Source organism: Arsenicicoccus sp. UBA7492 (assembly GCF_002479615.1).
In the GTDB taxonomy this organism is placed as follows: domain Bacteria; phylum Actinomycetota; class Actinomycetes; order Actinomycetales; family Dermatophilaceae; genus Arsenicicoccus; species Arsenicicoccus bolidensis.
Genome location: NZ_DLOE01000025.1, coordinates 119,925 through 139,246 on the forward strand (window position 1 = coordinate 119,925; position 19,322 = coordinate 139,246).

Below are 19,322 nucleotides of genomic sequence, written 5' to 3' on the forward strand. Positions count from 1 at the left end.
GGTCCGGGCTGGCCGGGTCCGGGGTGACCCGGTCTGGGGTGACCCGGTCTGGGGTGACCCGGTCTGGAGTGACCCAGCGGGAGGCCGGTCAGCGGTCGAGGGCGCTCGCGGCCATCTCGGCGAGGTGCTCGATGGTCTCGATGCCGTGCTGCTGGCTGCTGACCTCGCAGCTCACGGCCGCGAGGAGCACCTCGTGGCCAGCGGCGGTCTGCGCGCGTCCGGCCGACGTGACCACCCAGCCGTCGGACCGGGGGAGCCAGCCGTTCTTGACCTGGGCCTCGTGCTGCGGGTTGGCGGCCGAGACACCCCAGTCCTGCCCGTCGGCGACCCGGCCCATCAGGCCCAGCGCGTAGTCCCGGCTCGCCTGGTCCAGCGGGCCGTCGTCGCGGACGAGGTTGCGCAGCAGGCGCACCTGGTCGGCGGCGGTGGTGGTGGTCAGACCCCAGCGGTAGGAGGTGCCCGGCTCGGTCTCGGTCATCCCGAACCTGCGGTTGGCCGCCCGCACGCCCTCGTGCTGCCCGATCCGTCCCCACAGCGTGGTGGTGGCGTTGTTGTCGCTGTTGATGATCATGGAGGACGTCAGCGCCCGGTCGGAGCTGCTGAGGGGCTTGCCCGCGTCCTGCCGCTGCAGCAGCAGGGTGAGCAGCACGTCGAGCTTGACCATGCTGGCCGTCTCGCACCGCTGCCCGGCGTTGTGCTGCACCTGCCGACCGTCGGTCAGGTCGACGGCGAACACACCGACGTGACCTTTGCGGCCCTTGAGGTAGGCCGCGGCGGCCGCGTCGAACCCGGCCTCGGTGACGCCGGCCGCCGGTGCGGGGGTGGACGCCGGCGCCGAGGTCGGGGCCGCCGAGCTCGTCGTGCCGGCCGCTGGCGGGGTGGTCGACGTCGCGCTGGTCGACGGCGAGACGGCGGTGGTCGGCGACCCGGCCGTCGTGGACGCGCTCGCGGGGCGCTCGTCGTCGGTCGGGGCGATGACGGTGTGGGTGACGGCGGGGGCCGTGACGGTCGTGGTCGCTGATGCGGCAGCGCCGGACCCGCCGCACCCGCTCAGCCCGGAGGCGGCGAGGCCGAGGGCCAGGACGAGGGGGGAGATTCGGTGCGGCACCCGCTCATTGTCGGTGAATCCGGGACCAGTCCCCTCATTGCGCCCGCGTGTCGGGGTGTCCGGGGTCAGTGGGCGTGCGCCCGCATCTGGGCGGCGGCGGGCGCCTCGGAGAGCAGCGCGTCCTCCGCGGTCACCGACGCCGGGAGGTAGGCGCAGGTGGGGTCCGAGGCCAACGGGTCACCGGTGACGGCATACGCGTGGGAGCGCGACCCGCCGCACACCTCGCGGAACTCGCACACCCCGCACTTGCCGACGAACTGCTCCGGCGTCCGCAGCGACCGCATGATCGGCGACTCGCGATAGATCTCGGGCAGCGGCGTCTCGCGGACGTTGCCGGCCCGGTGGGGGAGGAAGCCGGAGGGGTAGACCCAGCCCTGGTGGTCGATGAACACGAAGCCGCGGCCGGAGTTGACGTCGATCGGCGGACGGGCGGGCCGCTCGCGCACCTCGCGGTCGCCGAGCAGGACGGCCGTGGCCTCGGTGAGCTGGCGGTAGAGCTCGCCGCGCTCCTCGGCCGCCGAGCCGTCGTGCGCGGCCGTGAGCCGCTGCAGCACGACCCGGCGGTAGTGCGGCGCCTCGGTGGTCTTGATCGCGATGAAGCGGGACACGTCGACGAGCCAGTGCAGCACGTCCTCGACCTCGTCGGCCGTGAGGGTCTGCAGCTGCTGGCCGCGGCCCGTGGGGACGAGGAAGAACACGCTCCACAGCTTGGCACCGAGGTCGAGGACCGTGGTGAGCAGCCGCGGCAGCTCCAGCACGGTCGAGCGGGTGACGGTCGAGTTGATCTGCAGCCGGAAGCCCGCCTCGGTGACCAGCCGCGCCGAGTCCAGGGTGCGCTCGAAGGTCCCCTCGAAGCCGCGGAACGCGTCGTGCGTCGGGGCCTGCGCACCGTCGAGCGAGAGGGACACGGCCTTGCCGCCGGCGTCCCGCAGCTCGGCCAGCCGCTCGGTCGTCAGGTTGGGGGTGGCCGAGGGTGACAGGGCCATGGACAGGCCGAGGGAGGTGCCGTATGCCGTGAGCTCGGCCAGGTCAGGGCGCTCGAAGGGGTCGCCGCCGGTGAGCACGACGAGGGGGTGCGGCTTGGGGAAGGACGCGATCTGCTCGAGCAGGGCCTTGCCCTCGTCGAGGCTGAGCTCGAGGGGGTCCCGCCGGGTGATGGCGTCGGCGCGGCAGTGCAGGCACGCGAGCTGGCAGGCCCGGGTGACCTCCCAGATGGTGATGAACGGCTTGTCCGCGACGTCGTGCCGCTGGTGACGGACCGCCTTGGCGAGGTCGGGCGCGGCGCCGGGCGCCCCGGGGTGCCGCAGGTCGTGGCTCATCGCGTGGGCCTTTCGGTGAGGGTGGTGACGGCCTGCAGGGCGGAGGTGACGCAGCCGCTGATGCCGGCCCCGTCGTGGGAGGCGCCGGCGACGACGACGCCCGGCAGGTCGCGCTGCAGGGCCGCGCGGGCCGCGGTCAGCCGCTCCTGGTGACCGACGACGAGCTGGGGCGCGGTGTCGAGCCAGCGGTGCACCCGCGTCTCGACGGGCCGGGCGCCGAGCCCGGTGAGCTCGCCCAGGTCGGCCAGGAGCAGGTCGACCAGCTCGGCGTCGCTGTGGTCGTCGACGATGGTGGAGCCGTCGCGGCCGGCGGACAGGCGCACGAGCGTGGTGTCGCCCCCGGCCAGCTGGGGCCACTTGGAGGACAGGAAGGTCGCGGCCTTGAGCCGGCGGCCGAGCCGGCTCGGGATCATGATGCCGGTGCCCTCGGCGATGGGGCGGCACCGCTGCGCCTCGGCGGCGGGCAGCGCCACGAGGACCGACGCCAGCGACGCGGAGCGGACCTGCGCCAGGGGCGCCGCGGCGTCGGGGGAGGCGCCGGCCAGGAGGCGGGACGCGACGGCGGCGTTGACCGCGAGCACGACGGCGTCGGCGTGGTGGTCCTCGCCGGAGACGGTGGTCACGGCATACGACCCCTGCTCGGTCCGGCGCAGGGAGGCGACGGGCGAGGAGAGGCGCACGTCGACGTCGACGCCATCCAGGAGGTGATCGGTGAGGGTGGACAGGCCCTGCGGCCAGGTCGCGAACATCGACGGCGCCACGCTCGGCCCGGCCTTGCGCGTGCGGACCGACAGGGTGAGGGAGCGGCCGTCGCGCGCGACCGCCGCGAGCATCGGCGAGGCTGCCCGCAGCGACAGCTGGTCGATGTCGCCGGAGTGCAGCCCGCCGAGCATCGGGTCGACGAAGGAGTCGGCGATCTCGTCGCCGAACCGCTCGCGGACGAAGCGCCCGACCGAGACGTCGCCCTCGACGCGGTGGCGGCGGGCCACGAGCGGCTCGAGGGCGGCGCGCGCGAGACCCTGCACCGAGACGATCCCGGAGCGGACCACGGGCATCAGCTGGGTGGGGCCGGTCGGGCCGACACCCTGGGGGAGGCGGCGCAGACCCTTGCGGGTGGCGAGCCAGGTGGCGCCGGGGTTGGACCGGATCATCGTGGCCTCGAGCCCCAGCTCGCGCACGAGGGCGGTCACCGCGGGGGACGCCAGGTGGACCGCCTCGGCGCCGAGCTCGCAGCGACGGCCGGCGAAGTCCACGGAGCGGACCTGCCCGCCGAGCCGGTCGCCGGCCTCGAGCACCGTCACCCGGGAGCCGGCCTGGGCGAGGCGCCGCGCCGCGAGGAGGCCGGTGACGCCACCGCCCACCACCAGGGCACGAGCGGGGACGCTGCCCGTGGGGGCGGTGCCCTCGGCGTCGTCGGTGGGGAGGGCGGTGCTGGCGTCGGGCATGAGCCCAACCCTAACGAGGGCCGCTCCGGGACGATGCAGCGGGGTGGTGTTTGTCCCGGCATACGTCGTGTTTTTTCATCCCGGGGCAAGATGGACGTATGTCGTCGACCGAGACCGCGCCCACCGCGCCGCCCGTGACCCAGCTCCACGGGCACGCGCGCCGCTGGGCGCTCGCCGTGGCCGCCGCCGGACTCCTCGTGCTGGTCATCACCATCGCCTGGAACGTCTTCGCCCCCTGGGGTCAGCGGCTCGACACCCGCGCGTTCGGGTCGATCGCGATCACCGACACCTTCCGCTACCAGCACATCGGGACCGTCCTGGCCGCCGTCGAGGTGCGCACCCTCGCCGCGGCGTTCGCGATCTGCGTGGTGCTCGCGGTGTGGCGGCGCAGGTTCGACCTGGCGCTCGGGGCGCTCGTGGTGGTGGTGGGCGCCAACCTCACGGCCTACCTCACCCGCACCTACCTGATCCACCGCCCGGACTACGGCCTCGACCACCTCGGACCGGTCAACTCCGCGCCGAGCGGGCACGCCGTCGCGTCCTGCTCGATCGCCATCGCGATCGTCCTCGTGACGCCGATGACGATCCGCCTGTGGGTGACCTTCTTCGCCGCGCTGTGGGCGAGCTGGGCCGCCCTCGGCGTCGTGGTCGTCCGCATGAACCGGCCCGGCGACGTGATCGCCGCGATCGCCCTCGTCGCCCTCTGGACGGGCATCGGGGTCGGGGTCGCGGCGCTGGTCGCCGGTCGTCCCCAGCAGCGACGGATGCTGCGGGACTTTCGCACGCAGGTCCGTGGCCTCGGGTGGCAGCGGACCCGTGAGCCCCGGGTCTCCAACGCTCCCTACGGCCTGACGCTGCTGGTCCTGTCCGGCCTGTCGGCCGTCGTGGTGATGGGGGTGCTGCTCGTGTCGTGGGGCGTCGGCGTCCTGTCCAACCCGCTCGGCCTCGTCCTCGGCATCGGCTCGCTGCTGCTGATCGGCGGGCTCGTGGGCGGCCTGGTCGGGGCGACCTCGCGGGCCGTGGAGAAGTACCTGCGCTGAGGGTCCCGCGCCGCCGGCAGGCTCGCCCTGCTGCCGGGACGACCACTCCGCCCGTATGCCGCGCGCCCGGCCCCCTCGTGAGGGACCGGGCGCGCGGCATACGGCGTCATCACTGTCGACGGGTCAGCGGGCCGGGCCGTTCTTGGGCCGGACCGTGAGGGCCACGCTCGCCGGGTAGGTCTGGCGACCGGTCAGCGTCAGCGTGTGCGCGCCGACCGCCGTGCTGGTGGGCACGGTCCAGCGCAGCGTGCCGGCGCCGGTGGCGTCGACCGTGACCGTGCCGACGACGGCGCCGTCCAGGCGGACCGTGACGACGTCGCCGGGCTTCCAGCCAGCCAGGGTGAGCGTGAGCTTCTGGCCCGGCTTGCGGACGCTCTCGTCGACCGTGACCGTGCCGGGCTGGTAGAGGTGCAGCGCCGGGCGGACCCGGACGACCTGGGGGTCGTGGTCGGAGGTCTGCACCGCGAACTCGCTGTTGATGTGCGCGACCTGCAGCGAGGTCGAGCCCTTGAGGTTGGCCGAGACGAGGACGTGGTCCAGGGTCTGGCTGATCCCGTTGAACACGTAGGAGTAGCGCTCGTTCTCGGGCAGCGTCCACATCGTGTCGTGCAGCAGCGCGCCGTCCGCGGTCAGGACCTTCATCGGGGCCGAGAACTGGTAGTCGTTGAAGTCACCGCCGAGGATGACGTTGGCCTGCGGGTCCACGGCCTTGACCTGCTCGACGAAGGCCCGCAGCGACTGCGCCTGCTGCGTGCGCTGCACCTCCGAGGCGCGGTTGGGCGGCTGGAAGCGCCCGTCGGCCGAGTCGTCGCCACCCTTGGAGTTGAAGTGGTTGGCCACGACGATCACCTTGCGGCCGCGGTAGACGAACTCACCGGCCAGCGGCTTGCGGGAGGCGTTCCACGCCGGGTTGGTGGGGTCGACGCGGCCGGGGCTCGCCGACAGCGCGGGGGTGTCCTCCAGGCCGGGGGTCGTGTCCTTGGTGACCGTGGTCGCGCTGGTCGCGGTGCCGCCCGCGCGCTCGACGAAGGTCACCCGCTCGGGGTTGTAGAGCAGGCCCACGCGGATGTTGCCGCCGGGCTGCCCGCCGTCGCGCCCGTCCTCGGGGTCGATGACCGCGGCCTTGTATGCCGGACCGCCCGCGGCCCGGATCGCCGCGATGAGCTTGGCCTCGGTGGTGTCGGAGGAGGTGGTGCCGTCGTTGGTCGCGCCGCTGTCGTCCTGGATCTCCTCCACCGTGATGACGTCGGGGGACCGCAGGTTGGTCGCGACGGCCTGGCCCAGCGCGGCGTACTTGGCGTCGGTGTCGCCGGGCTTGAGGTTCTCGACGTTGAAGGTCGCGACGGTGAGCTGGTCGTCGGCGGCCGGGGCGACGACCGTGCGGGTGAGGCCGTTGTCGGTGCGGGCCCCGAGGCGGGTGGCGGCGATGGTGTAGCCGCCGTAGGTGGACCAGTCGACCGGGCCGGTCGTGGCGCCCGCGAGGACGTCGCCGACGTTGGCGGCCGGGACCTTGCCGTCGACCGGCATGACGAGCATGCGGCCGGTGGGCGTGCGGTCGTAGTCCGCGATGTAGGTGCCGCCACGCGGGGTGCGCAGCTCGCCCGGCTTGGTCTGGACGTAGATCTCGCCGTACTCCGGCTGGCCCGGGCCCACGACGCGGGCGTCGCCGACGGTGACGAGCTCGCCCTCGTGCGTCTCGTACCACTCGATGGCGGAGCGCCTGGGGTCCAGGGTGAGGTCCTCGACGTTGCCGCTCGGGGGCTTGGGGGCGTAGGTGTCGGGCATGTCGGCCGGCAGCGTCAGGGCGCTCGGCAGGGGGTTGCCGCTGGTCAGGACGTTGACGACCGGCTTGGTGATCTCGGTCATCGACAGGTTGGGGGTGGTCGCGACCGTCTCGCCGCCGGCCAGGGGGTAGTAGTCGCTGATCTGCCCGCTGACGAGGACCGCGTCGCCCTCCTTGACGGTGATCGGCGCCGAGGCGGTGAAGACGAACACGCCGGTCGAGGCGTTGGCCTTGGCCGGGTCCTTGGTCGGCTGCTGGATCCAGAAGCCCTTGGTGCGGCCGGTGCTGCGCACGCCGGTGACGACGCCGGGCACGTTGGTGACGGCCTGGCCCTTGAGCGGGGACACGAATCCGGGGCCCTGGATGTCCTGGATGGTGGTGCTGCCGGGGGTGGGAGTCGGGGTCGGGGTGGGAGTCGGCGTCGGGGTGGGCGTGGGCGTGGGGTCGGTGGGGCCGGTCCCGACGGTGACCGCGGCCGGCGTGGGCGCGCCCGCGGTGTAGTCCTTGCTGTTGTCCCACCCGCTCGTCGGCGCGGGCAGGGCGCGGCTGATCGAGGTGGCGTTGGTGGTGGCCGGTGCGGCCGCCACGACGAAGTCCGTGGCCGTGCCCCAGCCGATGTAGTCCACCACGCCGGCGGCCGCGTCGCAGTCGGCGCCGCAGGCGAGCGCGGTGGACGAGCTGACGAGCGCGATGCGACCCGCGGTGCCGGACATCGCGATGGTGCCCTGCGCGTCGATGCGGGGCAGGGCGGGAGCGGCGGTGTTGGCGCCCGAGGCCTCCGCCACGACATACGTGGCCTTGGGGGCGATGGTGCCGGTCAGGGCCGTCCGCTGCCAGGAGGTGCCGGCGGCGGAGGCGTACTGCACGGACCAGCCGTCGAGCGAGACGGGCTGGTCGGAGGAGTTGTAGAGCTCGACGAAGTCGGTGCGGTAGGGGGCACCGGCGTTGCCGCCGCCCCCGAAGACCTCGGAGATCACGACGGGGCTGGCGGTGTCGACGGCGTTGGCGACGACGGGCACGGCGGCAGCTGTGGTCGCCAGCAGGGCGACGGCACTGAGGCGGCTCACGGCGCGCAGGTGGATGCGCATGATGGGGGCTCCTGGGCTGATGGGGGTGCGACGACGACGTCGCCGGGGAGTGCTCGAACGGTAACCCCGCGTCACGGCGCGGTGGGGGATGGGCACGTGTCCACCCGGTGACCGGCCGGTGAGCAGTCGGCGTCGCTCGACCGCGCGCGACGCCCCAGCAGCGGGGAGGTTCGGTGTCGCTATGACGGCACCGAACCTCCCCGGCGATGGGGGGGGCGGTGCGAGGGGCCTCACGCGCCGAAGGAGTCGGAGATCTCCCGCAGGCGGCGGTGCAGATCGGCCCAGTAGGCCGGGTCGGTGCTCATCAGGTTGTCGTTGTCGACGAGGTAGCCGGCCTCGCCGTCGATGGTCTCCCGCAGGATGTCGGCGTGCCCCGCGTGCCGGCTCACGTCGGTCGTGACGTGGCCCATGATCACGAGCAGCGTGACCTCGCGTCCGCCCTCGGCCCACCACGGCACGGAGCCCGGCGCGTCCAGCGGCAGCTCCCGGATCGTGGCGTCGGCGTGCGCCCGCACCCGGTCGTAGAACGCCAGCACCTCGGTGGCAGGGACGTCGCGGGGGACCCACATGTCGTCGTTGTCGGCATACGTCTCGTCCCAGGGGAGAGGCTCGGGCAGGGGCCGGCCGAAGGTCTCGCCGAAATAGCCCGCCTCGACCCCCGACACGTGGCGCACGAGCCCGAGCAGGTTGGTGCCGGTCGGCGTCATGGGACGGCGCAGGTCGCGCTCGCCGAGGCCGCGCAGCTTCATCAGCAGTGCGTCACGCTGCCGGTCGAGCTGGCGGTGCAGTCGTGACTTCGTGTCGTCGTGCCAGGTCTGGTCCATGGACCCACCCTGGCCGGGCCGGGGGCTGAGCGCCAGGGGTCAGGGACGTCGAGCGCCCACCGTGTCCACCTGGTTGCGCCGCCGCGCGGGGCCCGGCTCGGCATACGGGCTCGGCCCGGGGCTCGACGGTAGGGTGACGGACGTGTTGAGGACGACGGCCGCGATCGCGGCAGGCAAGCTCGCCCGGACCGCCTCGCGGCTGCGGGGAGGTGGCAGCGGCGGCTCGGCGCTCCCGGGCCTGGTGGCGGAGCGGATCGACCCGGGGTTCCTGCGGTCGACGCTCGGGGAGCTGCCGCGCGGGATCGTCGTGGTGAGCGGCACCAATGGCAAGACCACCACCACCAAGATGGTCGTCGCCCTGCTGCGCGCCCACGGCCTGCGGGTGCTGACCAACCCCACCGGGTCCAACTTCACCCGCGGTGTGATCTCCTCGATGCTCGCCGAGCTGCCGCTGACCGGCCGCGTCGACGCCGACATCGCCGTCCTGGAGCTCGACGAGGCCCACGCCCTGAAGTTCGCCGAGGTCGTGACCCCCACCCACGCGCTGCTGCTCAACGTCGCCCGCGACCAGCTCGACCGGTTCGCCGAGATCGACCACACCGCACGGCTGCTCATGCGCCTGGCCGAGCAGACGACCACGGGTGTCGTGCTCAACCGCGACGACTCGTTCATCTCCCGCATCGACGAGCACGTGCGTCCGGGTGCCGAGGTGCGGTGGTTCGGCGTCGACCCGTCCATCGCCGACCGCCTGCCGGAGCTGCAGGAGGCCGACGTGCGGTTCAGCGAGGCCGACGACGTGCCGGCGGCGGGGCCGTCCGACGGGCTGCTCAAACCGGTCGACGACCACTCGTTCACCGTGGTCTTCGGCGACGGGCACGACGTCGGGCCGGTGACGCTGCGCCAGCGTGGCCTCGCGGCGATGATCAACGCGACCGCGGCGACCTCGCTCGTGCGGCTGCTGCTGGGGGCGGAGTTCCGGCATACGACCGCGTCCGAGGCCCTCGCCACGGTCACCCCGCCGTTCGGGAGGGGCGAGGTCGTCGACGTCGACGGCCAGCCGCTCGAGCTGGTGCTGGTCAAGAACCCCGCCGGGTTCACCGTCGCGCTCGGCACCTACGGCACGACCCCGGTCGCGTCGATGATCGCGATCAACGACAACTACGCCGACGGGCAGGACGTCTCCTGGCTGTATGACGTGAGCTTCGAGTCCCTCCGCGATCTCGGCGTCGCCGTCACGAGCGGCGTCCGCGCCTACGACATGGCGCTGCGGCTCAGGTATGACGACGTGCCCGTGGCCGCGGTCCAGCCCGAGCTCGAGACCGCTCTCGACCTTTTCCTCGCCGAGCACCGCGACGAGCCCAAGCGGATCTTCTGCACCTACACCGCGATGATGGCGCTGCGGCGGGTGCTCGCCCAGCGCTACGACCTGCCGGACTTCGGCGAGGAGGCGAAGGCCTGATGAGCGAGTTCGCGAGCGCCCGGACGCCTGGCACCAGCAAGGGCACGGTCACCCTCGTCCACCTCTACCCGCGCGAGATGAGCATCTACGGCGACCTCGGCAACACGCGGGCGCTCGCCTCCCGGCTGCGGTGGCACGGCTACGACGTCGAGGTGGTCGGGCACGCGCCCGGCGACCCCTGGCGCGACGATGTCCACCTCGTCATGGGCGGCGGGGGCCAGGACTCCGGCCAGGCGCGGGTCGAGTCCGACCTGGAGCGGATCGGCGGCCGGCTCGTGGAGCTGGCGGCCGACGGTTGCCCGATGCTCGCCATCTGCGGCATGTACCAGCTCTTCGGCAACGCCTTCATCACGGTCGAGGGCCAGCGGCTGCCCGGCCTCGGCATCCTCGACGTCACCACGACCGGCAACGCCAAGCGCATGATCGGCGGCATCGTCCTCGACACCGAGTTCGGCGAGGTCGTGGGCTTCGAGAACCACTCGGGCTCCACGGTGCTGGGGCCTGAGCAACAGCCTTTTGGGCGCGTTCGCGCAGGTCAGGGCAACAACGGGCAGGACGGGACCGAGGGCGCGATCACCGGCCACGTCGTCGGGACCTACCTGCACGGTCCGATCCTGCCGGCCAACCCGGCTCTCGCGGACGCCCTGGTCGGGTGGGCGGCGGAGCGGGCGACCGGGCGGGCCTTCGAGCCCGAGCCGATCGACGACACGTATGCCGACCACGCCCGCACCCGCCAGGTCCGCCGACTCGTGGCGGCCACCCGCCGGCGCTGACCCCGGCTCGCTCGGGTGACCGGAAGTGACCTGTCAGGTCAGGTTGGGTCGCCTGGGGGTCGCCTTGGGGTGCTCAGGCGACGCGAAGTGAGCTCCGGGCTCAGGGTGGGTCGGCTTGGGGTGCTCGGGCGACCGGAAGTGACCTGTCAGGCCAGGTGGGGTCGTGTGGGATTGGCCTGGGCGACCGGAAGTGACCTGTCAGGCCAGGTGGGGTCGTCTGGGGCTGGCTTGGGCGACCGGAAGTGACCCGGGAGGTCGGGTTGGGTCGTCTGGGGGTCTCGAGGGGAGGTTCAGGCGACGCGAAGTGAGCTCCGGGCTCAGGTTGGGTCGCCCGGAGGCCTGGTTGCGGTGCTCAGGCGACCGGAAGTGACCTGCCGGGTCAGGTGGGGTCGCGTGGGGGCGGGCTGGGCGACCTTAAGTGACCTGCCGGGGCAGGTGGGGTCGCCTGGTGGCGTCTGTGGCGCCGGGGTGGCGGATCAGGTGGTGGCGGGGCGGCGGTCGGCATACCGGCCCTTGGTCAGCCACCAGATCAGCGCGCCCAGGGCGCCGAGCGGCAGCTCGAGCAGGTGCGTGTAGATCGTGAACAGGACGATGCCCGCGGCGGCCGGTGCGTGCGCGGCCCCGAAGCCGACGAGCGCGATCGCGGTGCCCGCCTCGGTCACGCCGACGCCACCCGGGGTCACCCCGACGGCCGTCAGCAGGCGTCCGACCGCGAACGCCGCGAAGAAGTGGGCCAGCGAGAGCTCCACCCCGGTGGCGCGCAGGCACATGATGAACAGGAGGTACTGGAAGCCGAAGAAGCCGACCAGCCCGAAGGTCATCGGCAACCACCCCGACTCGACGACGTGGCCGATCCGGGAGCGCAGGTCGGCGACCAGGCCGTCGACCCCGTGGCCGTCGGAGCGGCGGCTGAGGCGACGGACGAGCGGCCCGATCAGCCGGTCGAGGACGTGACCCGTGGTGGTGGCGACGCGCTCGGAGGCGATGACGGCGACGAACCAGCCGAGCAGCCCGAGGCCGAGGAGCGCGCCGACGGCACCGCCGCGCGCGACCCCGGGCGGCATCGGCTCGCCGGCGATGAGCAGCACGGAGATGCCGAGGACGGGCAGGGCCATGCGGCCGAGGACGTTCCAGACACCGCTGACGATGAGGGAGGTGGAGATGTCGCGGGGGGTGAAGCCCCAGGAGCGATACATGCCGTATGTCGCCGCCGCCCCCATCGCGCCGCCGCCGGGCAGCAGGTTGCCCGCCGCGGAGCCCGCGACGTTGACCATGAGGGCCTGCGGGTGGGTGAGCCCGGCCAGCGACCCGGTCAGCGTGAACGTGTAGCACCACAGCGCCACGACCATGAGCACGAAGAGGCCGATGGTGTTGCCCCAGCTCAGCGCGTCGAGGTGCGCCAGCAGGGCGGACCACGAGGTCTCGGCGAAGTACGGCAGTCCCCACACCAGCAGCGCGACGGCCAGCGCCGTGCCGAGGACGGCCTGGAGGGCGGTGCGCCACCACGATCGACGCTGGTCGCCCCTGGCTCGGGTCGCCCCCGGCTCGTCGGACGTCGCATGCGGGTCGGGCGTCGCACGCGGGTCGGGCGTCGCACGCGGGTCGGGCGTGGTGTCCCGGGTCGCCGGCGTCGCGGTCGCCCCTGTCGTCTGGTCTGCGTCTGCGGCTGCTGGTCCCGTGTCGCTCGCCTCGGCCGCCCGCCGCTGCTCTCCCCCCGGAGTCATGCTCAGCCCAGCCCGTCGAAGATGTCGTGGGCCACCGGTCCGCCGGGCGGCCGCGACGCGTCGACGAACCACTCCCGGCCGAAGACCAGGTCGTAGAGCGGTCGGGGGATCCGCAGGAAGGCCGCCAGCGTGCGGTCGCCGTCGTCCGCCGCGGCCTGCGAGGCGTGGGCGCGCATCGAGGCGCGCTTGGCCGCGATGTGGCGATGGACGTCGATGTGGTGGGTGATCTCGGCGCGGGTGGAGTAGGCCCGGTCGAAGGAGGCGCGGTCGAACTCGGCCGGGAAGGGGTAGACGAGCGCGGCGAGGTCCAGCGCCCGGCAGATCGCGTCGCGCGGGACCGTGGCCTGCAGCACGCGGGGCGTGCCGGCGAGCTCGGCCGCACGCGCCCCGACGTGGTGCACCTGCACGTGGTCGCGGTGACCGTAGCCGCCGTTGCGGTCGTAGGTCAGCAGCACGTCGACGGACTCCTCGCGCAGGATCTGCGCCAGGCGCTCGGCGGCCTCGTCGACGTCGGCGCGCACGAAGCGCGTCATGCCCTCGGGGTCGGGGTAGAGCTCGGCGCCCGACCCGCTGTCGGCGTAGCCCAGCCACTCGACCCGCGCCACGCCGAGCGCGGCGCACGATCGCATCAGCTCGCCGAGACGCCGCTCGCCGAGCGTGCGGGCGGCGGAGCCGGCATACGTGCTGGAGGTCAGGCCGAGGTCACCGTCGGTGGCGGTCACCACGATGACCCGGTGCCCCTCGGCGGCGGCCCTGGCCAGGGTGCCGGAGGTGAGCAGGGCCTCGTCGTCGGGGTGGGCGTGGAACGCGAGCAGTGTGTGAGCCATCGTGGTCATCCTCTCGCATGGCAGGGTGGATGTCGTGAAGGTGGCCTTGCTGTCGGACTGCTATCTGCCGCGCCTCGGTGGCATCGAGGTGCAGGTCCACGACCTCGCGGACCGGCTGCGGCGCTCGGGCCACGTGGTCGAGGTGTTCACGGCCACGCCCGGTCGGGCGGGGGAGCGGCACGGCGCGGTGGAGCTGGTCGACGGCGTCCCGGTGCACCACCTCGCGCTGCGGCTGCCCGGCGACCTGCCGGTCAACCCCCTGGCGCCACCGGCGCTGCGGCGTCGGCTGCTGGCCGGTGGGTTCGACGTGGCGCACGTGCACATGGGAGTGGTCAGCCCCTTCGCGAGCGACGCGGTCGACGTCGCCCTGTCGGCCGGGCTGCCGACCGCGGTCACCTGGCACTGCGTGCTGGACGCGATGGAGCGGGTGCTCGCCGTCAGCGGGCGCGTGCGTCGGTGGGCCGGGCGAGGTGTCGCGCTGTCGGCGGTGAGTCGTATGGCGGCCCGCCCGCTCGAGCGCCTGGCCCCCGACGCGCGGGTCGCCGTGCTGCCCAACGGTATCGACCTGGACCGCTGGCGATCGTCCACGGCGGCAACGCATCTCGCGGGAGGCACAGGGCGCGAGGGTGATGCCGGACCGGTCCGACTCGTCACCGCCATGCGCCTCGCGCGACGCAAGCGCGCCGTGCCCCTCGCACGGGTGGCGCGCCGGGTCGACGACCTCGTCGGCGACCAGATCGACTGGCGCATCGAGGTGTTCGGCGAGGGGCCGCAGCGCGGGCTGGTGCAGGCCTACCTGCGCACCCACGGCCTCACCGACCGGGTCCTGCTGCGGGGCAGGGTGTCTCGCGACGAGCTCCTCGAGTCCTACCGTGGCGCAGCGGCCTACGTCTCGCCGACGGTGCTGGAGGCGTTCGGCATCGCCGCGCTCGAGGCGCGGGCCGTGGGGCTGCCGGTCGTCGGTCGGCGCGGCAGCGGGGTGGAGGAGTTCGTCGAGCACGGCGTGACGGGGCTGCTCGCGGGGGGCGACCGGGAGCTGGCCGCTCACGTGGCTACCCTGGTGCTCGACCCCGTTGCCCGGCAACGACTTCGGCGGCAGAGCCTGGAGACGCCGCCCACGCAGTCGTGGCCCGCGGTGGTGGGGATGGTGGAGGCGGAGTATGCGCGGGCCGGGCGGCTCGCGAGGAGGGGCAGGACATGAGTGGGGACCAACCAGGTCTGCTGAGCGAGGACGAGTACGGTCGCGTGGTCCGCCACGGGCGGGTGCTGGACTCGCCCGTGCAGGTCGACGGCTACGACCACGACGGGCGTCGCCGCGTGGCGATCGACCTGCCGCACGGCGTGACGCCCGAGGACCTGCTGCGCAGCCACGGCTGGGAGCCTGGCGCGCCGCTCGCCGCCGAGCGGTCGCTGGGGGACCCGCACGCCGTGGTCCTGTCCTACGCGGTGCGGCACCGCCCGGAGGGCCCGGAGCCGTTGCCCGTGGTGACCACCCCGATGGACGCCGGAATCGAGCTGGATCCCGACGAGCCGCCGTTGGTGCGCACGCGGGTCGCGGCATACGCCGTCGTGGTCGGCCCCCTCGGGGTGCTGCTGACCGAGGCGTCGGACCGCACCAACGCCGCGGGCGCGTGGGGGCTGCCCGGTGGCGGCGTGGAGCCGGGGGAGGACCCGGCGGCCGCCGTGGTGCGCGAGGTCTGGGAGGAGACCGGTCAGGACATCATGCGGCCGCGACTGGTGGCGGTCCGCAGCCACCACTGGATCGGCTTGTCCCCCAAGGGAGTCCTGGAGGACTTCCAGGCGGTGCGGCTGGTCTATCGCGCCGAGGTCGTGGGCAGCCACGACGTCGTGGTGCACGACCGCGACGGCACGACGGCCTCCGCGGCGTGGGTCTCGGCGGACGTCGTGCGGGGGCAGGGGCTCCGGCTGGCGCCGGCCTGGTCCGACCTGGCCGACCTGCTGCCGTCCGACCGGCCGGACTGAGGCGGCTCCCTCAACGGCCACGACGAGCGATGCCCACGGCGCCGACCAGCAGCAGGAGGACGCCGACGCCCACCACGATCCACGGGCCCTGGGTGACGAGGTCGATGCTCATCACCGCCAGCTCGCGCAGCAGCACCGAGGCGGCGCACAGGAGCCCGAGCAGGCCGACGACGATCGCCGGGGCGTAGGGGCCGCGCGGCTGCGTGGTCGCCTCGAGCTCCGCGAGACGGTGCGCCTCGTCGGGGTCGATTGGGTAGTAGCGCTGGTCGCTCATCGCGCGACCTCCTCGATGATCAGGTCCCCGAGGCCGACCTGGCCCCGCAGGACGAGCACGGGTGTGCCGGTGCCGATGGTGGTGTCCGTCTCGCCGAGGTCCGTCCTGGACCCGTCGGGATGACGGAGGACGACGTCGCCGAGCCCGACGTGGCTCTTGACCCGCACCGGCATCCCCTGGGGGATGCGGACGGTCATCTCGCCGACCCCGACCTGCACGCTGACCTCCTGCCCGTTGAGGCTGGAGGCCTCCACGGAGGTCAGGTCCAGGACGCTGTCGCCGGCGCCCACCTGGTATGACGTGCCGCCGTCCAGCGTGGTCGGCGCCCAGTGCTGGTCCATCGACGAGGACGAGAAGGACGTCGCCCCGTCGGCCACGTCGAGGCGCAGGGGGCCACCGAGGGACAGGGTGATGATGGCCAGGGCGAGGACGAGCGGGACGGTGAAGCCGCCGCGCCGGCCGGCCAGCCCCACGACCACCAGCAGCGCCGAGACGAGCCCGAGGGCCGTGGCCGCCGCGATCGCGTAGGGGTGGTCGACGTGGATCCGACCGGTCTGGTCGGCCGCGAGGACCGCGCCGATGCCGGCGGCGGCGAGCCCGACGGCCGCGACGGTGCCCGGCCAGCCGAGGGTGGGTCGGCGGCGACGCATCGGGACGTAGGCGGCAGCAGGCGGGACGACCCGCGTCGCACCCGAGATGAGGTGCTCCGGCACGGCCCCTGCGGTCGTGGGCCAGCTCATGGCCGGGCTGGAGCCGACGCCGTCACCGGTGGCGGTGGCGGTGGTGGTGGTGTCACCGACGGAAGCGTCGAGGGCACCGCGGGGGGTCGCGTCCAGCGGCTCGACCGCGGGGAGGGCCAGCGTGCTCGGTGAGGCGTCGGGGACACGATCGCCAAAGGGGTGGTCCGCAGAGGGCTGCTCGGCGGAGGGGTGCTCCAGGGCGGCCTGCTCGGTGCCGACCTCCGTGACGGACCCGTGCTGGCCTCGGTTGCGACGGGACCACCAGTAGTACGCGCCGACCCCGAAGAAGACCATGACGACGATCCGGCCCACGTTGCCCCCGGGGGAGCCGTCGTGGAACCCGAACGCGTCGGTGAAACCACCCAGGCTGACCAACAGCGTGAAGACCAGCAGCACCACGGAGTTGCCGTCCCCGCGGCGCAGGGCCTTCTCGAGCGGGATCTCGCCCTTGGTGTCCGCGAGCAGCAGGAAGGCGACGAAGTAGGCCGGGAAGGCGATGCCGCCCATGACCAGCAGCACGATCCACACGATGCGGACGACGATCGGGTCGATGCCGATCTTGTCGGCGACGCCGCCGCAGACCCCGGCGACCCAGCGGTGCGACAGCCGGCGGCGGATGCCGGTGCCGCGCACGCCGCGGAAGAACCGGTCGAGCGCGTCCGGCTGGTGCTCGGTGGCCTCGGGCGGACCCGGTGGCGTGGGAGGCGGCTGCTGCGTCATACCGACAATCTCTCTCCCCGGCGCGGGGGTGGGCCATGAGGGTCGCCCCTGACCCCACCCTGACGATCCCCTGACGTGCGGGTCAGACCCTCGTCCCGGCGGCGTCCATGGGTGAGGATGGGGAGGTGCCCACCCCCTACGAGACCCAGCGCGTCGAGCAGCAGCAGCCGGCGCCACGGCTGCTGCGCCCGGTCGACAGCGGCTGGGTCGCGGGCGTGTGCGCGGGGCTCGCGGAGCACCTGCGCATCCAGGTGGGCGTGATCCGGATGGCTCTCGTGCTCCTGACGATGTTCGGGATGGGCACGGGCGTGATCCTCTATCTCGCCGTCTGGGCGCTCACCCCGCAGCGGCTCGGGCCGGGGGGCACCACGCGCACGGCGCCGCAGGCGCCGGGGTCGCCCGGGGCGGCCGGCTCGGCAGGAACCACGGGGTCGGGTGGGGCGGCTGCTGGGGGAGGCGCCACGCGATGGCCCCTCCTGCGCCAGCGGCTGCTGCACGACGAGGCCGTGGTCAACGTCCTGCTGGGGCTGGCCCTGGTGGTCGGCGGGCTCGCGGTCGTGCTCACCCGGCACGGCGTCGACCTGCGGCTCGGCGTGACCCTGCCGCTCGCCCTCATCGCCAGCGGCGCCATCGTCGTCTGGACCCAGCTCGACCGCAGCGAGCGCGACCGCTTCCTGCAGCTGTCGGCCGCCGACTCGCGCGCCGGCCTGGCGCGCGTCGTCACCGGGGTCCTGCTGACCCTGGCCGGGGTCGTCGTCCTCGCCAGCCGCGCGCAGGGCGTCGGTGGGCTCGGCGACGCGGCCCTGTCGGCCCTGGCGGTCCTGCTGGGGCTCGTCGTCATCCTCGCCCCCTGGGCCATCCGGCTCTGGGACGGGCTCAAGGCCGAGCAGGCGGAGCGCGTCCGCGCCACCGAGCGCGCCGACATCGCCGCCCACCTGCACGACTCCGTCCTGCAGACCCTGGCCCTCATCCAGCGCAAGGCCGACGACCCCACGGCGGTCCAGCGGCTGGCCCGGGCCCAGGAGCGCGAGCTGCGCACCTGGCTGTATGGCGGAGGCAGCTCCACCCTCACCACGCTCTCGGCGGCCGCTGCCGAGGTGGCGCACGACGTGGAGGACCGGCACGGCGTCCCGATCGACCTCGTCGTCACGGGCGACGTCGGCCTGGACGCGGACGTCTCGGCGCTGGTCAAGGCCCTCGGCGAGGCGCTCAACAACGCCGTCCGCCATGGCGCGGCGCCGGTGTCGGCCTACGTCGAGGCGGGGCCGCTCGGGATCGAGGCCTTCGTCCGTGACCACGGGCCGGGCTTCGACCTGGGCGAGGTGCCGCTCGACCGCCTCGGGGTGCGGGGCTCGATCGTCGACCGGATGGACCGCCACGGCGGCACCGCGCGGATCCGCCGCCTCGAGGACGGCACCGAGGTCTCGCTGACTCTCCCACCACGACCCACGACCGAGGAGTCCTGATGCTTCCCCCGACGACCCCGATCCGCCTCGTCCTCGTCGACGACCACAAGATGTTCCGGGCGGGCGTGCGCACCGAGCTGGACACGTCGCTGCCGGTGGTGGGGGAGGCGGGCGACGTGGAGTCGGCCGTCGCCGTCATCAAGGCCGAGCGCCCCGACGTCGTGCTCCTCGACGTGCACCTGCCCGGCGGCGACGGGCGCGGCGGCACAGACGTCATCCTCGGGTGCGCCGGCACGACGACCGAGGCCGGGGTGCCCGTGCGCTTCCTCGCCCTGTCGGTCAGCGACGCCGCCGAGGACGTCATCTCCGTCATCCGCGCCGGGGCCCGGGGCTATGTCACCAAGACGATCAGCGGCAACGACCTGGTCAGCGCGATCCGGCGGGTGGCCGACGGGGACGCGGTGTTCAGCCCTCGGCTGGCGGGGTTCGTGCTCGACGCGTTCGGGGCCGCGGCGGGTGAGATCGCCGAGGTCGACGAGGAGCTCGACCGGCTATCGGCGCGCGAGCGCGAGGTCATGCGGCTGATCGCGCGGGGCTACCAGTACAAGGAGGTGGCCAAGGAGTTGTTCATCTCCGTCAAGACCGTCGAGACGCACGTGTCGAGCGTGCTGCGCAAGCTGCAGCTGTCGAGCCGCCACGAGCTCACCGCCTGGGCGATGAACCGCCACCTCCTCTAGACCTCCCTCAGGTAGGCACATCAGCCCGGGTTAGCACGCCACGTCGATGGACCCGCCGGGGGTAAAGGCATC

Annotated in this window: 16 protein-coding genes; 7 read left to right on the forward strand and 9 right to left on the reverse strand. The window is 73.6% G+C overall.

Going from position 1 to position 19,322, the window contains the following annotated elements:
* Positions 1-88: 88 nt before the first annotated feature.
* The 3 genes from B4E97_RS07265 to hemG all read right to left on the reverse strand — a co-directional run bounded on the left by B4E97_RS07265 (position 89) and on the right by hemG (position 3,872).
* Positions 89-1,108 (reverse strand): serine hydrolase, encoded by a 1,020-nt coding sequence (locus B4E97_RS07265; protein ID WP_029211392.1) that lies wholly within the window; start codon positions 1,106-1,108, stop codon positions 89-91.
* Between the two features lie 65 nt (positions 1,109-1,173).
* Complete coding sequence (locus B4E97_RS07270; protein ID WP_029211393.1) at positions 1,174-2,427, reverse strand: TIGR04053 family radical SAM/SPASM domain-containing protein; 1,254 nt, start codon at positions 2,425-2,427, stop codon at positions 1,174-1,176.
* Entirely contained in the window at positions 2,424-3,872 is a 1,449-nt protein-coding gene (gene hemG, locus B4E97_RS07275; RefSeq protein ID WP_084412647.1) for a protoporphyrinogen oxidase, read from the reverse strand. Before hemG ends, B4E97_RS07270 begins: the two co-directional genes overlap by 4 nt.
* 98 nt (positions 3,873-3,970) lie before the next feature.
* On the opposite strand from hemG, the gene B4E97_RS07280 reads away from it, so the two are divergent.
* A complete protein-coding gene (locus B4E97_RS07280; RefSeq protein ID WP_019285547.1) occupies positions 3,971-4,912 on the forward strand; it encodes a hypothetical protein in 942 nt (313 codons plus the stop codon).
* A 123-nt stretch (positions 4,913-5,035) separates the two neighbouring features.
* Here B4E97_RS07280 and B4E97_RS07285 read toward each other — a convergent pair whose 3' ends face one another.
* A complete protein-coding gene (locus B4E97_RS07285) occupies positions 5,036-7,783 on the reverse strand; it encodes a lamin tail domain-containing protein (protein WP_286959220.1) in 2,748 nt (915 codons plus the stop codon).
* A 230-nt stretch (positions 7,784-8,013) separates the two neighbouring features.
* Positions 8,014-8,607, reverse strand: coding sequence for a DinB family protein (locus tag B4E97_RS07290; protein WP_029211396.1), 594 nt, complete (start codon positions 8,605-8,607; stop codon positions 8,014-8,016).
* A gap of 142 nt (positions 8,608-8,749) precedes the next feature.
* On the opposite strand from B4E97_RS07290, the gene B4E97_RS07295 reads away from it, so the two are divergent.
* Both B4E97_RS07295 and B4E97_RS07300 read left to right on the forward strand, forming a co-directional pair.
* Positions 8,750-10,066, forward strand: coding sequence for a Mur ligase family protein (locus tag B4E97_RS07295; protein WP_286959223.1), 1,317 nt, complete (start codon positions 8,750-8,752; stop codon positions 10,064-10,066).
* Positions 10,066-10,839, forward strand: coding sequence for a type 1 glutamine amidotransferase (locus B4E97_RS07300; RefSeq protein ID WP_286957842.1), 774 nt, complete (start codon positions 10,066-10,068; stop codon positions 10,837-10,839). The genes B4E97_RS07295 and B4E97_RS07300 overlap by 1 nt, the downstream gene beginning before the upstream one ends.
* 476 nt (positions 10,840-11,315) lie before the next feature.
* Here B4E97_RS07300 and B4E97_RS07305 read toward each other — a convergent pair whose 3' ends face one another.
* Positions 11,316-12,563, reverse strand: coding sequence for a lysylphosphatidylglycerol synthase domain-containing protein (locus tag B4E97_RS07305; protein WP_286959226.1), 1,248 nt, complete (start codon positions 12,561-12,563; stop codon positions 11,316-11,318).
* Between the two features lie 2 nt (positions 12,564-12,565).
* Positions 12,566-13,390 carry a PIG-L deacetylase family protein gene (locus B4E97_RS07310; protein ID WP_286959227.1) on the reverse strand — a complete coding sequence of 275 codons (825 nt, stop codon included), beginning with the start codon at positions 13,388-13,390 and terminating at the stop codon, positions 12,566-12,568.
* Between the two features lie 34 nt (positions 13,391-13,424).
* Between B4E97_RS07310 and B4E97_RS07315 the strand changes: the two genes are divergently transcribed.
* Both B4E97_RS07315 and B4E97_RS07320 read left to right on the forward strand, forming a co-directional pair.
* A complete protein-coding gene (locus B4E97_RS07315) occupies positions 13,425-14,591 on the forward strand; it encodes a glycosyltransferase family 4 protein (RefSeq protein WP_286957840.1) in 1,167 nt (388 codons plus the stop codon).
* Complete coding sequence (locus B4E97_RS07320; protein WP_286957839.1) at positions 14,588-15,373, forward strand: NUDIX hydrolase; 786 nt, start codon at positions 14,588-14,590, stop codon at positions 15,371-15,373. The genes B4E97_RS07315 and B4E97_RS07320 overlap by 4 nt, the downstream gene beginning before the upstream one ends.
* Positions 15,374-15,383: 10 nt before the next feature.
* On the opposite strand, the gene B4E97_RS07325 is transcribed toward B4E97_RS07320, so the two are convergent.
* Positions 15,384-15,647: a hypothetical protein gene (locus tag B4E97_RS07325; RefSeq protein ID WP_019285557.1), complete on the reverse strand. Its 264-nt coding sequence runs from the start codon at positions 15,645-15,647 to the stop codon at positions 15,384-15,386.
* Positions 15,644-17,107: a PspC domain-containing protein gene (locus tag B4E97_RS07330; protein ID WP_286959229.1), complete on the reverse strand. Its 1,464-nt coding sequence runs from the start codon at positions 17,105-17,107 to the stop codon at positions 15,644-15,646. The genes B4E97_RS07325 and B4E97_RS07330 overlap by 4 nt, the downstream gene beginning before the upstream one ends.
* A 125-nt stretch (positions 17,108-17,232) precedes the next feature.
* Between B4E97_RS07330 and B4E97_RS07335 the strand changes: the two genes are divergently transcribed.
* Positions 17,233-18,573, forward strand: coding sequence for an ATP-binding protein (locus tag B4E97_RS07335; protein ID WP_286959230.1), 1,341 nt, complete (start codon positions 17,233-17,235; stop codon positions 18,571-18,573).
* Positions 18,573-19,250 carry a LuxR C-terminal-related transcriptional regulator gene (locus B4E97_RS07340; RefSeq protein WP_286959232.1) on the forward strand — a complete coding sequence of 226 codons (678 nt, stop codon included), beginning with the start codon at positions 18,573-18,575 and terminating at the stop codon, positions 19,248-19,250. The genes B4E97_RS07335 and B4E97_RS07340 overlap by 1 nt, the downstream gene beginning before the upstream one ends.
* The last annotated feature ends 72 nt before the right edge of the window (positions 19,251-19,322 follow it).

Excerpts from the sequence above, each read along its gene's own strand:
- B4E97_RS07270 (WP_029211393.1), bottom strand. The coding sequence starts at position 2,427 with ATGAGCCACGACCTGCGGCACCCCGGGGCGCCCGGCGCCGCGCCCGAC.
- hemG (WP_084412647.1), bottom strand. The coding sequence starts at position 3,872 with ATGCCCGACGCCAGCACCGCCCTCCCCACCGACGACGCCGAGGGCACC.
- B4E97_RS07280 (WP_019285547.1), top strand. The coding sequence starts at position 3,971 with ATGTCGTCGACCGAGACCGCGCCCACCGCGCCGCCCGTGACCCAGCTC.
- B4E97_RS07285 (WP_286959220.1), bottom strand. The coding sequence starts at position 7,783 with ATGCGCATCCACCTGCGCGCCGTGAGCCGCCTCAGTGCCGTCGCCCTG.
- B4E97_RS07290 (WP_029211396.1), bottom strand. The coding sequence starts at position 8,607 with ATGGACCAGACCTGGCACGACGACACGAAGTCACGACTGCACCGCCAG.
- B4E97_RS07300 (WP_286957842.1), top strand. The coding sequence starts at position 10,066 with ATGAGCGAGTTCGCGAGCGCCCGGACGCCTGGCACCAGCAAGGGCACG.
- B4E97_RS07305 (WP_286959226.1), bottom strand. The coding sequence starts at position 12,563 with ATGACTCCGGGGGGAGAGCAGCGGCGGGCGGCCGAGGCGAGCGACACG.
- B4E97_RS07310 (WP_286959227.1), bottom strand. The coding sequence starts at position 13,390 with ATGGCTCACACACTGCTCGCGTTCCACGCCCACCCCGACGACGAGGCC.
- B4E97_RS07320 (WP_286957839.1), top strand. The coding sequence starts at position 14,588 with ATGAGTGGGGACCAACCAGGTCTGCTGAGCGAGGACGAGTACGGTCGC.
- B4E97_RS07325 (WP_019285557.1), bottom strand. The coding sequence starts at position 15,647 with ATGAGCGACCAGCGCTACTACCCAATCGACCCCGACGAGGCGCACCGT.
- B4E97_RS07330 (WP_286959229.1), bottom strand. The coding sequence starts at position 17,107 with ATGACGCAGCAGCCGCCTCCCACGCCACCGGGTCCGCCCGAGGCCACC.
- B4E97_RS07340 (WP_286959232.1), top strand. The coding sequence starts at position 18,573 with ATGCTTCCCCCGACGACCCCGATCCGCCTCGTCCTCGTCGACGACCAC.